Consider the following 13,362-nt stretch of genomic DNA (forward strand, 5'->3'; position numbering starts at 1 on the left):
CTTGTCGCGAGCCGGCTATTCTAACCGCCCACTGCGCAAGATGGCGTAACGATCACAATCGGTGGTGTGATCCATGACCATGCCCGAGGCCTGCATCAAGGCATAGCAGATGGTCGGGCCGACAAACGTGAAGCCGGCTTTTTTCAGACCTTTGCTCATCTCCACAGCGGCCGGCGTCACAGCCGGTACTTCACTGCGATCCTTGAAATGATTGATCTGCGGGACGCCGCCGACAAACGACCAGAGCAGTTCCACCGGGTCCTCCAGCGCCATCCAGGCCTGGGCATTGCGCCGGGCGGCGTTTAGTTTGAGACGGTTGCGGATGATCCCCGGATCGAGCATCAAATCGTCTATTTCGGCGTCGCTCATCTGCGCCACCCGTTGTACATCGAAGCCGAACAACACCTCACGGTAGCGCTCGCGTTTCCTCAGCACGGTGATCCAGGACAGGCCAGCCTGGAACCCTTCGAGCAAAAGCAACTCGAACAAGCGCTGCGCATCGCGTAGCGGTACGCCCCACTCCTGATCGTGATAAGCCATGTACAGCGGATCTTCGGAACACCAAAAGCAGCGTGGCATAAGGCTCCAGGGGGCGTGCGGACGAATGAATCGGGTATACTCCCGCTCTTTAAATCGCAGCCCAAGAAACAGGTGAATTTCGTGAGCCAGCCTACGCCAGCCGTGCGTACCTTCCAAGACTTGATCCTCGCCCTCCAGCAATACTGGGCCGAGCAAGGTTGTGTGGTACTTCAGCCCTACGATATGGAAGTAGGCGCCGGCACTTTCCATACCGCCACGTTCCTGCGCGCCATCGGCCCGGAAACCTGGAACGCCGCTTATGTGCAGCCCAGTCGTCGCCCGACTGACGGCCGCTACGGCGAAAACCCGAACCGTCTGCAGCACTACTACCAGTTCCAGGTAGTCCTGAAGCCGAACCCGGACAACTTCCAGGAACTGTACCTGGGCTCCCTCAAGCACGTGGGCCTGGACCCATTGGTGCACGACATCCGTTTCGTCGAAGACAACTGGGAATCGCCGACCCTCGGTGCCTGGGGCCTGGGCTGGGAAGTCTGGCTCAACGGCATGGAAGTGACGCAGTTCACCTACTTCCAGGCGGCGGGCGGCATCGAGTGCTACCCGGTGACCGGCGAAATCACCTACGGCCTCGAGCGTCTGGCCATGTACCTGCAAGGCGTGGACTCGGTCTACGACCTGGTCTGGGCTGACGGTCCGTTCGGCAAAGTGACCTACGGCGACGTGTTCCACCAGAACGAAGTGGAGCAGTCGACCTACAACTTCGAACACGCCAACGTCGAGAAGCTGTTCGAACTGTTCGATTTCTACGAAAGCGAAGCCAAGCGCCTGATCGAACTCGATCAACCGCTGCCGCTGCCAAGCTATGAAATGGTCCTGAAGGCCTCGCACACCTTCAACCTGCTGGACGCACGCCGGGCGATCTCGGTGACTGCGCGTCAGCAATACATTCTGCGTGTCCGCACCCTGGCGCGTTCCGTTGCACAAGCCTACCTGCTGGCTCGCGCCAAGCTGGGCTTCCCGATGGCGACCCCGGATTTGCGTGATGAAGTGTTGGCTAAGCTGGAGGCTGCACAATGAGTGCTCAAGATTTCCTGGTTGAACTGGGCACCGAAGAGCTGCCACCCAAGGCCCTGAACACCCTGGCCGATGCGTTCCTCGCCGGTATCGAGAAGGGCCTGCTGGCCGCTGGCCTGGGCTTTGAAGCCAAGCAGGTCTACGCCGCACCGCGTCGTCTGGCCGTGCTGATCACCAAACTGGCCACTCAACAGCCGGATCGCAGCATCAACCTCGACGGCCCGCCACGCCAGGCCGCGTTCGATGCCGAAGGCAATCCGACCCAGGCCGCCCTGGGCTTCGCCAAGAAGTGCGGCGTAGAGCTGAGCGAAATCGATCAAAGCGGGCCGAAGCTGCGTTACAGCCAAAGCATCGCCGGCAAGCCGACCGTCAGCCTGTTGCCGACCATCGTCGAAGACTCGCTGAACGACCTGCCTATCCCGAAGCGCATGCGTTGGGGTGCTCGCAAGGAAGAATTCGTTCGCCCAACCCAATGGCTGGTGATGCTGCTCGGTGACCAGGTCATCGACTGCACCATCCTCGCCCAGAAGGCCGGTCGCGATTCCCGTGGTCACCGCTTCCACCACCCGGAAAGCGTGCGCATCACCTCGCCAGCCAACTACCTGAACGACCTGCGCGCGGCCTACGTACTGGCCGATGCCACTGAGCGCCGCGAGCTGATCAGCACGCGTACCGCCGAATTGGCCACTCGTCAGGAAGGGACCGCGATCGTTCCGCCGGACCTGCTCGATGAAGTGACCGCGCTGGTGGAATGGCCAGTGCCGCTGGTGTGCTCGTTCGAGGAGCGTTTCCTCGATGTGCCGCAAGAAGCCCTGATCACCACCATGCAGGACAACCAGAAGTACTTCTGCCTGCTGGATGCCGACGGCAAGTTGCTGCCACGTTTCATTACCGTGGCCAACATCGAGAGCAAAGACCCGCAGCAGATCATCGACGGTAACGAGAAAGTGGTTCGCCCACGTCTGACCGACGCCGAATTCTTCTTCAAGCAAGACAAGAAGCAGAAACTCGAAGACTTCAACCTGCGCCTGCAAAACGTGGTGTTCCAGGAAAAACTCGGCAGCGTCTACGACAAGGCCGAGCGCGTGTCGAAACTGGCCGCATTCATCGCTCAGCGCATTGGCGGCAACGCCTCGTGGGCGGCGCGTGCGGGCCTGTTGTCGAAGTGCGACCTGGCAACCGAGATGGTCGGTGAGTTCCCGGAGATGCAAGGCGTCGCTGGTTACTACTACGCCCTCAACGATGGCGAGCCGGAAGATGTCGCACTGGCGCTGAACGAGCAGTACATGCCGCGCGGTGCCGGCGCTGAATTGCCGACCACCCTGACCGGTGCAGCCGTGGCCATCGCCGACAAGCTCGACACCCTGGTCGGGATCTTCGGTGTCGGCATGCTGCCAACCGGTAGCAAAGACCCGTATGCCCTGCGCCGTGCTGCGCTGGGCGTGTTGCGGATCCTGATCGACAAGAAGCTCGACCTCGACCTGACCGACGCCGTGGCGTTCGCCGTCAATGCGTTCGGCAGCAAGGTCAAGGCTGCCGGCCTGGCTGATTCGGTGCTGGAGTTCATCTTCGACCGTCTGCGTGCCCGTTACGAAGACGAAGGCGTGGATGTGGCCACTTACCTGTCGGTTCGTGCCCTGAAACCAGGTTCGGCGCTGGACTTCGATCAGCGCGTACAAGCGGTGGAAGCGTTCCGCAAATTGCCGGAAGCCGCTGCACTGGCTGCGGTGAACAAGCGCGTATCGAACCTGCTGAGCAAACTCGAAGGCAGCGTGCCGAGCACCGTTGAAGCCAAGTACTTCGACAACGCCGCCGAATTCTCCCTGTACTCGGCGATCCAGCAAGCGGATCAAGCGGTGCAGCCAATGGCTGCAGCCCGTCAGTACAGCGAATCGCTGGCACGTCTGGCCGCGTTGCGCGAGCCGGTCGATGCGTTCTTCGAAGCCGTGATGGTCAACGCGGAAGACGCCAAGGTCCGCGCCAACCGTTATGCGTTGCTGGCGCGTTTGCGCGGTCTGTTCCTCGGCGTTGCCGACATCTCGTTGCTGGGCTGAGGAGTTGCTGTTGAAACTGCTGATTCTCGATCGGGACGGAGTGATCAATTACGACTCCGACGCTTACATCAAGTCGGTGGAAGAGTGGATTCCACTCCCGGGCTCGATCGAAGCCATCGCGCAGTTGAGCAAGGCCGGCTGGACGGTAGCCGTGGCTACCAACCAGTCCGGCATTGCTCGCGGCTACTACGATGTCGCCACCCTCGACGCCATGCACGAGCGCTTGCGCACGTTGGTGGCAGAGCAGGGCGGCGAGCTCGGCCTCATCGTCTATTGCCCGCACGGGCCGGACGAAGGCTGCGATTGTCGTAAGCCAAAACCCGGCATGCTTAAAACCATTGCCGCACATTACGACGTGACGCTGACTAATCTATGGTTCGTCGGCGACAGTCTCGGTGACCTGGAGGCGGCAAAGGCCGTCGACTGTCAGCCAGTTTTGGTAAAAACCGGTAAAGGCGAAAAGACTCAGGGCAAGACCCTACCGGTAGGCACCTTGATTTTTGACGATCTGGCGGCGATTGCCGCAGAACTTATCCACAACTAGGGCGATTCTGACATCCTGATCAAGGATTGTTCGGGGGCGCACTTTTAATAGGCAAATGCCGCTATGTCGATCTTGCAGGCAATCAGAACCTTTCTTTTTTACCTGCTGCTGGGCACCAGCTCGTTGCTCTGGTGCAGCCTGAGCTTTTTTATCGCGCCTTTTTTACCGTTCAAGGCACGCTATCGTTTCATCAACGTCTACTGGTGCCGTTGCGCGCTGTGGCTGAGCAAGGTGTTCCTGGACATTCGCTATGAAGTCAAAGGCGCCGAGAATATCCCCGACCAGCCGTGCGTGATTCTGTCGAACCACCAGAGCACCTGGGAGACGTTCTTTCTGTCGGCCTACTTCGAGCCGTTGAGCCAGGTGCTCAAGCGCGAACTGCTGTATGTGCCGTTCTTCGGCTGGGCGATGGCCATGCTGCGACCGATCGCCATCGACCGCGACAACCCGAAAGCCGCGCTCAAGCATGTGGCGAAGAAGGGCGATGAACTGCTCAAGGACAATGTCTGGGTGCTGATCTTCCCGGAAGGCACCCGCGTTCCGTTCGGCACGGTCGGCAAGTTCTCTCGTGGTGGCACGGCGTTGGCGGTCAATGCGCAGTTGCCTGTGCTGCCAATTGCGCATAACGCCGGCAAGTTCTGGCCGAAAACCGGTTGGCTGAAAACACCTGGCACCATCACCGTCGTTATCGGTGCACCGATGTATGCCGAAGGCAGCGGACCACGGGCGATTGCCGAGCTCAACGACCGCGCTGCGGCCTGGAACGAGCAGACCCAGCGAGACATGGGTTCGCTACCGCCATTGCCTGCGGCAGCGGATAAAGAGACTGTCTGAGGTTCTGTGGATAACCTGTGTACCGTTTTGTTGAAAAGCGTCTTATTTGTTAACTAACTTTATGATTTATATAGATATTTCTTAACATCATAAAACGCTGAAAAACGTGCATAAGTTTTCACGACGCAAAAAAAACCGGCTATTTGCGCCGGTTTTTTTATGCCTGGTTATCACACGACCCGTAGCAGCTCTACACCGTCTTCATTCTTCCAGCAACGGCAGTTGAACGCTGAATGTCGTACCTTGCCCAACATGGCTTTCACAGAAAATCCGTCCCCCGTGGCGATCCACCACGGCTTTGACCATCGACAACCCCAGGCCCAGTCCCTCACTGCCTTGAGACGAAGCAAAGCGCTTGTACTGGCTGAACAATTCGGGGAGTTCGTCGGCTGCAATACCTTTGCCCTGGTCGGTGATCTCGCAGGTCAGCCAGCCCTGTGCACAACTCACCCGCACACTGACCTGCGAACCCGCCGGGCTGTACTTGATGGCGTTTTCCAACAGGTTGAACAGCGCCCGGGTCAGCAACGACTGGTCGGCCAGGACCATGCCTTCCGCTTCTTCGTCCAGATCGTGCAACAACTCGATCTGCTTGAGTTGCGCAATGCTCATCGCCTGATCAAACGCATCCAGCACCAGCATCGCGAACATGCTCGGTTCGAACTGGTACGCCTCGGACTCGGCTTTGGCCAGCTGCACAAAAGCCTCGGTCAGGCTCAAGGCTTTGCGTACCTGCAACTCGATCTGGCTGAACAACTGCGTATCACCCGTGCCTTGGTGATGCTGGACGTCGAGCAAGGCCAGAATCGCTGAATGAGGGGCGCGCAGGTCATGGGAAAGAAACCGCAGCAGCACCGCGCGCTGTTCCTCGGCATCGCGCTCGAGGCTCAAGTCCGTCAGGCTGAGCAACCAGCCGATCGCCGTTCCGCCTTCAGCCGGCAGCAATGGCGCCAGATCCAGACGCAAACTTCGCCCTTGGCTGTCGCGAAACTCGCAGGTCTCAAGCGTCGACAATGCCGGACCTCCGTGCTCAAGCAGCCCCGGATAACCAATCTCCGTGAGCCGTCGCAGCAGGTCTTCGCCGACCAGATCGCTGGCAAACAGACACCGGGCGTTACGATTGGCCAGCAGTATTCGCCCGCCAGGATCACTGATCAGCGTCGCCACCGGCAGGTATTCCAGACCGTCGGCGATGAAGCGTCGGGTATCGCGGGTCCGGCTCATCGCCTGTTCCAGCGCGACGATCTGCCCCTGCAATACATCGCCGGCCGGTGACGGCGTGCGGCGGCGCTCTGGAAACACTTTCGGTTCACTATCCAGCCGTGCCAGCTCCCAGCCGAAGTAAGCGAGCACTGCACTCAAGCGTCGCCAGTTCCAGATCAAATACCCCAGCAGCATCCCCAGCAAACTGGCGGTGGGCGACCACCACCAACCGGCTCGGAGCAACAGCGCCGAGGCGAGCAGCGCCATCAGCATGCAGCCCAGGGTCAACCACAAGGCGCGCCGTGGACGGAACAGCAGCAAGGCCAGCAGCAACGCGACGATGGCCGTCGACAACCCGACCGCCCAGCCATCGGCAAGTACCACAATGCTGCGGTGTTGCAGCAGACCGTTGAGGATGTTGGCTTGAATCTCGATGCCCGGCGTGGTGCCAATGCTCGCTGATTGCGGTGTCACATAGCGGTCGCCCAACCCCGGCGCCGTAGAGCCAATCAGGATCAGGCGATCACGCAGCAGCTCGGGAGGCACTTCACCCCGCAGCACGCTGACGTAAGGAACGCTGGGGAAACCTGCATTAGCGCTGATAAAGGGGATTCGAATGCCGTTGGTTCGTTGCCAGCCTTGAACCGTCAATGACAACGGCGAGCCGGGCAGGGTATCCAGGCCGTCCGTGGTCGTCTCATAAAGCAGCCAGGCCAGTTGCGCCCTTGGATTACGCTCAGGGCCTTCGCGCAGGTACACGCTGCGTACGATGCCATCAGCGTCCGCCTCAGCGTTGATATGCCCGATACCTTTGGCACAGAGCCTCAATGGCGCCACGGGTTCGATTTCACCCAGTGGCTGTCCATAACGGGCAACCCCTTCGCGCAGCAAAGGCACGAACACATTGCCGGCCCGGCATGCGGCGTGTGCCAGGCGCTGGTCGTTGTCGGGAAGTTTGTCTGGCTCGCTGAAAATGACGTCGAACAGCACGCCCTTGGCCTTCGCAGCGCTGAGCCGATCCAGCAGGTCGGCGTGCAAGGTTCGCGACCAGGGCCACTGACCGAGTTGCTGCAAGCTGTAATCGTCGATGGTGACGATGAGGATTCGCGGGTCGACCGGTAGCGGGCTCAGCCGACGCAGGTTGTCGTACAGCAGATTGCTCAGCGTCAGCCCATGGTTCAAGGACAGCAGCGCCGTCAATGGCAGCAGGATCAGGCTGACCCACAGCCATTCACGGACCATCCGACGAAACAGCCGCTGGGCCTGGGTCGGCTCGCGACCTTCCTTCCTTGGCCAGGGTTTCATCGACAATGAGCCGAGTCGTTATTGGACACGCGTGGTCCTGGGGTAATAGAAGATGTCATATACCCCGGTCTCTCCCTCAAGCCCCTGCTCGTCATACGCAGAGAGTCGAACATGGTAGAAAAACGCCTTCAACCCACTGAAGTTGATCTCTGGCGTGCTGGAAAACTGTTCCTGCTTGATGTTCAGAAAGTCCTTATCGGTCGCCACTTGCGCCCGGTAGCGCGTGGCCCCGTTCAAGGGTTTCATGATCAACTGCCAGACCGGTGCAGGGCCGGTTTGACCGGTCTGCCCCAACAACTGCGGTGCTGGCAACAGCTCGCTCGGCGTCAGCTTGCCTTCCTTCTGAATGCGTAACCCCTGGCGAGCCATGACCTGCACTTCATCTGCCGGTTTTTCGGCTTTTTTCGCGAGTGGTTTGCCTGTGCGTTTTTTCGGAGGCGCGTCGACGTTTTCACCACGATCGACAGCCACCTGACCATTCAGCACTTCGATCAGCGATTGCCCATTGTCGTTGTTTCGCACCCGAAAGTGCGTGCCTCGGACCCCGAGCACGCCGACCGGCGTCACAATCTGAAAACGATCATAGTCGCTGGCGCGCTTGATCACATATGACTCGACCTGACCTTGCTCAAGAATTACCTGGGGGACAACGAGTTCTTCGTTCAAACGCAACGTGACCTGCGAACTGGACGGCAGGACGATACGTGATCCATCGCCCAACGACAGGCTGACGAACGCCGAAGGGGAGGTCTTCACGCCTTCCTGCTCGTCAACCGTCATCCCTTCTTCGAGCGCCATTTGATTACCCTTGCGGTCGAGCTTCCAGGCTTCGCCCGTCAGGTGTTCGACAGTGGCGGGCAGGGGTTGTCCACGGCATTGCTGGTTGTCATCGATATACGGCAAGCGCTTTGAATCGAAGAACGCTGCGGATGCGTTCTGGGTCAACGGACTCACCAGGCCAACGACCAGCAACAGGCAGGTGCCCAGGTGGCGACAATGCAAAGAAGTCATTTGGCTCATTGGATTCGCTTTACACGCTTTTATTAGAATCTGGCCGATCATCTGATTCATCAGCCTTACGCACCTTACCCGACGGGGCTCTGTGGCAGATAGCCCACATCTATGCAAAACGCCCGCATCCATTACAAATCAGTCGCGGATATCCATAAAGGCAAACAAATCGAAGAGGGGAGGAGGTGACACATCCGTGTGTCGGAACCGAATCAGTATCGATCCGGTTTTACAATGTGAGACGGCACTCCTTTTTTTCCCCTGAACTGCAGACCGCAAGCGAACCGGCGATCGGCGGTCCCGCCAGGTTGGCGATGACACTCCCTGTGTCGGAGCACTTCCGAATGCTCCTGTGCCACTCAACGCTTGAGAATTTACCGACCTCGACGTTCGATGAGGCAATTCTCCACATTTGTTCAGAATTGCCCGAGCCGCCGTTAGAACACCCAGCGCTGCTGCTCTTCAGGAAGCCGCAGTGGCGCCGGTTGCTCGCCATCTGCGGGAGTGCTCACCGGTGCGAAGCCCCGTGAATCACTGAACGCCACATTCAGCACCGGGGGACTGAAATAGCGCTGTGATACGTGTTGATCCGGCGCTTCGCTACTTGAACTCACGGTCTGCGAGGCAACCCCCACGTAAGCCAAAAATGCCAACGACAGGCAGCATGTCAGCGCCTTGTCCTTGGTCACCTTCGCGATCAGTGCACGAACATTCCGGCTGTTCCTCATCGCTGCGTCCTCGAGTCTTCGAGCTGATATCTGTCGGTTGACGGCCAATTGATATCAGCCTACCCAGACGCAGGGAATCTGGAGCAATTCACCACAATTGTTCAGATTCAGACAATCAGCCTAAACTCCGCACATAGGATTTTTACCCATCGCACTCTACGAGATGAAGGAACGCCCCGCATGCGTGTCGCAATACTGGATGACGAACCCGCCGAGCTACGCCGGGTGGAACAGACACTGCGACAGATTCCCGGAGCCGGAGAGCAAGTGTGGACCTTGCACAGCTTCGAGCGCGGCGAAGACCTGCTACGCCAGCTTCGACGCGAGACTTTCGACCTGTTGTTACTCGACTGGCAGCTGCCTGATATCAGCGGTCTATCGCTGCTGCGCTGGACCCGCGAACATATGGAGGCACCTCCCGCCGCCATCATGCTCACCAGCCGCGATGCCGAGAGTGACATCGTCCAGGCCTTGAACGCCGGCGCCGATGATTACGTCAGCAAACCGTTCCGTCCCAATGAGCTCCAGGCCCGTGTCAGTGCCGTACTGCGCCGACACGGCTTGCAGCGCAATGCTGCCAGCGAAGTGCTGAGTTTCAACGATCTGAACTTCGATGACGCCGAACTGACGGTGACCCGCGCTGGAAAACCCATCAGCCTGACCGAACGCGAATACCGTCTGGCCCGCTGCCTGTTTGCCAACCTGGGCCGGCCGCTGTCGCGGGAATATCTCTACGAGCGTTTCTGGACCCATGAAGAGATGGTGTCTTCACGGCCACTGGATACGCACATCTACCGCCTGCGCAACAAGTTGGGGCTGACGGCCGATCGGGGTTGGCAGTTGCTGACGATATACGGGTATGGGTATCGACTGGAAAGCGTCGCGGCTGCGAGCGAGTAACCTTTCACAGGTTTCTCGTGAGCAAAAAAAGGCCAACGCTGAGCGTTGGCCTTTTTCAATTTTGCAGCTTGTACCGGGTGCAGTCTCAAAACAGACACCCGTTCAATAGAAGAAAATTGAACCTAGCCGCCAATCTGGTGGCTTACCGCATTTTCTTGCTGGTTAAGGCTCTTTTGTTCCTGCTTGGTGATGTGCCCTTTGTTCTGGCTAGCCATGTCGCGTTCTTCCTGACGAATCTGGCGGTCTTCCTTATGCAGATTGGCCGCCTGTCCCTTGGTCATTTCGCCTTCTTTGACTTCGTTATGGATTCGCTTGTTCTGGTTGGCCAGACGACTATTTACCTCGGCTCGACGCGGGTGATCTTTTTTCCACTGGCCATCAGCAGCCATTGCATTACCGGCAACCATACCCACAACGACGGACAACAAAACAGCAGCAAGCTTCTTAGACATGTTTGATTCCTACTGAACGCTTTAAGGGCTGGCCCGGTTGATTTGATCAGTACCGCCGGCCATGTAGTTACTGAGTCGTCCCTGATTTCATAGACACGATTCAGTCTCGCCAGTTCACTATTACTGAAGCTAAAAGGAAGCTGCGCAGCACAGAAACTCTAAGGATAGTCGAGCCTCGATGTTCAGAAAAAAAAAAGGCCCGCGCGGTGCGCAGGCCTTTTTTCTGACTCACCTCTTAGGGGGAGCCGGACTCATTTATGGGTGTAAATGAGCAACTACTGTGTGAACCAACACCGGATCAGAAGTCCAGGTTAGAGACTGCCAAGGCGTTGCTTTCGATGAAGTCACGGCGTGGTTCGACCGCATCACCCATCAGGGTGTTGAAGATCTGGTCCGCGCCAATGGCGTCTTCGATAGTCACTTTGAGCATCCGGCGCGAGCCTGGGTCCATGGTGGTTTCCCACAGCTGATCCGGGTTCATCTCACCCAGACCTTTGTATCGCTGGATGGTGTGACGCTTGGTGCTTTCGGCCATCAACCATTCAAGGGCTTCCTTGAACTCGGTGACAGCTTTCTTGCGCTCGCCGCGCTGAATATAAGCGCCTTCGTCCAGAAGGGTGCTCAGTTGAGCGCCCAGGGAGACGACGGTCTTGTAGTCGTTGCTGCCGAAGAAGTCGCGGTTGAAGGTGACGTAGTTCGACAGGCCGTGGGAGATCAGTTCGACCTCTGGCAGCCAGACGTTACGTTCACGGTCTTCACGCAGGCTGGCTTTGTAGACCAGGCCGGATTTCTCGACGGTGCGCAGGCGAACTTCGTACTGAGCCAACCAGTTCTGCATCGCTGCGTGATCGGACAGTTGGTCCATGCTCACCGCTGGCAGGTAGATGAAGTGCTCGGTCAGTTCCTGTGGGTACAGGCGCGACAGACGCTTGAGAGTCTTCATCACCAGACGGAAATCATTCACCAGACGCTCGAGGGCTTCGCCGGAGATACCCGGTGCTTCCTCGTTCAAGTGCAGGCTCGCATCTTCCAGGGCCGACTGCGTCATGTACTCTTCCATGGCGTCGTCGTCTTTGATGTATTGCTCTTGCTTGCCTTTCTTCACTTTGTACAACGGCGGCTGAGCGATGTAGATGTAGCCACGCTCGATCAGCTCCGGCAGCTGACGGAAGAAGAAGGTCAGCAGCAGGGTACGGATGTGCGAACCGTCGACGTCAGCATCGGTCATGATGATGATGTTGTGATAACGCAACTTGTCGATGTTGTACTCGTCGCGGCCAATGCCGCAACCCAGCGCGGTGATCAAGGTGCCAACTTCTTGCGAAGAGATCATCTTGTCGAAACGTGCCTTCTCGACGTTCAGGATCTTGCCCTTGAGGGGCAGAATCGCCTGGGTCTTGCGGTTACGTCCCTGCTTGGCGGAGCCGCCAGCAGAGTCACCTTCCACGAGGTACAGTTCGGACAGGGCAGGGTCTTTTTCCTGGCAGTCAGCCAGTTTGCCCGGCAGGCCGGCGATATCCAGCGCGCCTTTACGACGGGTCATCTCACGGGCTTTACGCGCCGCTTCACGAGCACGGGCCGCGTCGATCATCTTACCGACAACCAGCTTGGCTTCGTTCGGGTTTTCCAGCAGGAAGTCGGAGAAGTACTTGCCCATTTCCTGTTCGACCGCGGTCTTCACTTCGGAAGAAACCAGCTTGTCTTTGGTCTGGGAGCTGAACTTCGGATCCGGCACCTTGACCGAAATGATCGCGGTCAGGCCTTCACGGGCATCGTCACCGGTGGTGGCGACTTTGTGTTTCTTCGCCAGGCCTTCTGCTTCGATATAGGTATTCAGGTTACGCGTCAGTGCCGAACGGAAACCCACCAGGTGAGTGCCGCCATCGCGCTGAGGAATGTTGTTGGTGAAGCACAACAGGTTCTCGTTGAAGCTGTCGTTCCACTGCAGGGCGATTTCCACGCCAATGCCGTCTTCACGCTGGATGTTGAAGTGGAACACCTGGTTGACCGGAGTCTTGTTGGTGTTCAGGTATTCAACGAACGCACGCAGGCCGCCTTCGTACTTGAACAGCTCGTCCTTGCCGCTGCGCTCGTCCTTGAGGACGATGCCGACACCGGAGTTGAGGAAGGACAGTTCACGAATCCGCTTGGCCAGGATGTCCCAGCTGAAGTGGATGTTCTTGAAAGTTTCAGCCGAAGGCTTGAAGTGAATCTGCGTACCAGTGGATTCGCTCTCACCAACGATTTTCATCGGTTCTTGCGGAACACCGTGGACGTACGTCTGTTCCCAGATCTTGCCGCTACGGCGAACGGTCAGGATCAGTTCTTCGGACAGGGCGTTTACAACCGACACACCTACACCGTGCAGACCGCCGGATACTTTGTAGGAGTTGTCATCGAATTTACCGCCGGCGTGCAGCACGGTCATGATGACCTCGGCTGCCGAGACGCCTTCTTCTTTATGCACGTCTACCGGAATGCCGCGACCGTTGTCGCGCACGGTGATGGATTCGTCCGGGTGGATGATGATACTGATGTCGTCGCAATGACCAGCCAAAGCTTCGTCGATCGAGTTATCGACCACCTCGAACACCATGTGGTGCAGACCGCTGCCATCGTCGGTGTCACCAATGTACATACCGGGACGTTTGCGTACGGCATCCAGGCCTTTCAGCACTTTAATGCTCGTTGAGTCGTACGTATTTTCTTCGCTCATGCCT

11 protein-coding genes are annotated in these 13,362 nt (G+C 58.2%); 5 read left to right on the forward strand and 6 right to left on the reverse strand.

Going from position 1 to position 13,362, the window contains the following annotated elements; genetic code table 11:
- Nucleotides 1–15 precede the first annotated feature (15 nt).
- Nucleotides 16–579: a DNA-3-methyladenine glycosylase I gene (gene tag, locus AC1DIH_RS11855; protein ID WP_427542226.1), complete on the reverse strand. Its 564-nt coding sequence runs from the start codon at nucleotides 577–579 to the stop codon at nucleotides 16–18.
- An 81-nt stretch (nucleotides 580–660) separates the two neighbouring features.
- Between tag and glyQ the strand changes: the two genes are divergently transcribed.
- The 4 genes from glyQ (at nucleotide 661) to AC1DIH_RS11875 (ending at nucleotide 5,043) form a co-directional block, all read left to right on the forward strand.
- Nucleotides 661–1,614 carry a glycine--tRNA ligase subunit alpha gene (gene glyQ, locus AC1DIH_RS11860; RefSeq protein WP_031319418.1) on the forward strand — a complete coding sequence of 318 codons (954 nt, stop codon included), beginning with the start codon at nucleotides 661–663 and terminating at the stop codon, nucleotides 1,612–1,614.
- Nucleotides 1,611–3,665 (forward strand): glycine--tRNA ligase subunit beta, encoded by a 2,055-nt coding sequence (gene glyS / locus AC1DIH_RS11865; RefSeq protein ID WP_477771803.1) that lies wholly within the window; start codon nucleotides 1,611–1,613, stop codon nucleotides 3,663–3,665. The genes glyQ and glyS overlap by 4 nt, the downstream gene beginning before the upstream one ends.
- A 4-nt stretch (nucleotides 3,666–3,669) precedes the next feature.
- Nucleotides 3,670–4,209, forward strand: a complete 540-nt coding sequence (gene gmhB, locus AC1DIH_RS11870) for a D-glycero-beta-D-manno-heptose 1,7-bisphosphate 7-phosphatase (RefSeq protein WP_477771804.1) — start codon at nucleotides 3,670–3,672, stop codon at nucleotides 4,207–4,209.
- A 63-nt stretch (nucleotides 4,210–4,272) separates the two neighbouring features.
- Nucleotides 4,273–5,043 (forward strand): lysophospholipid acyltransferase family protein, encoded by a 771-nt coding sequence (locus AC1DIH_RS11875; RefSeq protein WP_123581840.1) that lies wholly within the window; start codon nucleotides 4,273–4,275, stop codon nucleotides 5,041–5,043.
- 201 nt (nucleotides 5,044–5,244) lie between these two features.
- Here the strand turns inward: AC1DIH_RS11875 and AC1DIH_RS11880 are convergent, their stop codons facing one another.
- From AC1DIH_RS11880 to AC1DIH_RS11890, 3 genes are all read right to left on the reverse strand, one after another.
- On the reverse strand, nucleotides 5,245–7,551 hold the full coding sequence (locus AC1DIH_RS11880) for a CHASE2 domain-containing protein (RefSeq protein WP_477771805.1): 2,307 nt from the start codon (nucleotides 7,549–7,551) through the stop codon (nucleotides 5,245–5,247).
- 18 nt (nucleotides 7,552–7,569) lie between these two features.
- Nucleotides 7,570–8,571, reverse strand: a complete 1,002-nt coding sequence (locus tag AC1DIH_RS11885) for a FecR family protein (RefSeq protein ID WP_477771806.1) — start codon at nucleotides 8,569–8,571, stop codon at nucleotides 7,570–7,572.
- Nucleotides 8,572–8,999: 428 nt separating this feature from the next.
- Nucleotides 9,000–9,290: a hypothetical protein gene (locus AC1DIH_RS11890; RefSeq protein WP_477771807.1), complete on the reverse strand. Its 291-nt coding sequence runs from the start codon at nucleotides 9,288–9,290 to the stop codon at nucleotides 9,000–9,002.
- A 180-nt stretch (nucleotides 9,291–9,470) separates the two neighbouring features.
- Here AC1DIH_RS11890 and AC1DIH_RS11895 point away from each other — a divergent pair, with 180 nt between their 5' ends.
- Nucleotides 9,471–10,190 (forward strand): response regulator transcription factor, encoded by a 720-nt coding sequence (locus tag AC1DIH_RS11895; RefSeq protein WP_477771808.1) that lies wholly within the window; start codon nucleotides 9,471–9,473, stop codon nucleotides 10,188–10,190.
- A 122-nt stretch (nucleotides 10,191–10,312) separates the two neighbouring features.
- On the opposite strand, the gene AC1DIH_RS11900 is transcribed toward AC1DIH_RS11895, so the two are convergent.
- Both AC1DIH_RS11900 and gyrB read right to left on the reverse strand, forming a co-directional pair.
- Nucleotides 10,313–10,642 carry a hypothetical protein gene (locus AC1DIH_RS11900; protein WP_477771809.1) on the reverse strand — a complete coding sequence of 110 codons (330 nt, stop codon included), beginning with the start codon at nucleotides 10,640–10,642 and terminating at the stop codon, nucleotides 10,313–10,315.
- Nucleotides 10,643–10,940: 298 nt separating this feature from the next.
- On the reverse strand, nucleotides 10,941–13,358 hold the full coding sequence (gene gyrB, locus AC1DIH_RS11905; protein WP_477767195.1) for a DNA topoisomerase (ATP-hydrolyzing) subunit B: 2,418 nt from the start codon (nucleotides 13,356–13,358) through the stop codon (nucleotides 10,941–10,943).
- Between the last annotated feature and the right edge of the window lie 4 nt (nucleotides 13,359–13,362).

The sequence above is a fragment of the Pseudomonas sp. 05N36 genome (assembly GCF_056397385.1).